This window comes from Asticcacaulis sp. AC402, from assembly GCF_000495835.1.
GTDB lineage: Bacteria > Pseudomonadota > Alphaproteobacteria > Caulobacterales > Caulobacteraceae > Asticcacaulis.
Map to the genome: position 1 here is coordinate 1 of NZ_AWGC01000032.1, position 746 is coordinate 746.

Annotated in this window: 1 pseudogene; it reads left to right on the top strand. The window is 55.6% G+C overall.

What is annotated here, in order from left to right:
* Positions 1–245: 245 nt before the first annotated feature.
* A pseudogene (locus ABAC402_RS40340) lies at positions 246–746 on the top strand (hypothetical protein); the annotation flags it as partial.

The window sequence follows — 746 nt, forward strand, 5'->3', positions numbered from 1 at the left end:
TTTCTAGGTAAGTTCGGCGACGGTCGGCTGGAAAAAGGGGGGCCTTTTTGTACGACCGTCTCCTGGAAGTCGGCGGTCGTGGGATATCTGTTCGTCAGCTTGGTGGCTGCCGAAGTGGTGAGATTCGGATCAGCCGTTTTCTTCGCAATCGACGTGTAAGCTTGGAAGAGATGGTTTCGGAGGCTGCTCGTCGGACGTCGGATCGGGTTACGGGTCGCCATATCCTAGCCATCCAGGATACGACTGTGATTCAGTCTGAAGGCGGTGGCGGTCATTATCTGCATGCCATGATAGGCGTGGATGCGGATGACGATGCGATAGTCGGCCTTATCTACGGCAGCGTTATGAGCCGTACGAAGGGGCAGAAAGCAACCCGTCGGCAACGTCCCATAGAAGAGAAGGAAAGCTATCGCTGGCTTGAAGGGGCAAATGCCGCCGGCAAAGTTTGCGCCTCCGCCGCTAGGATTACCGTGATAGCGGATCGGGAAAGTGATATTTTTGAAGCCTTTGCGCAAAGACCATCCCATGTAGATGTGTTGGTTCGACTGGCACAAGACCGGGCTCTGGAAGACGGCGAGCTTTTAGTGCAGACGATAGATAGCTGGCCGGAAATGGGGCGAAGTATCCTGGACCTACCCCCGCGTCCTGGGGCTAAGGCCCGGTCACTGACCTTGGCTGTGCGTTACGGTACCGTCACGATCAAAAGCCCCAAAAACCATCCTCAGAAGGCAACTGTACCCACTCTG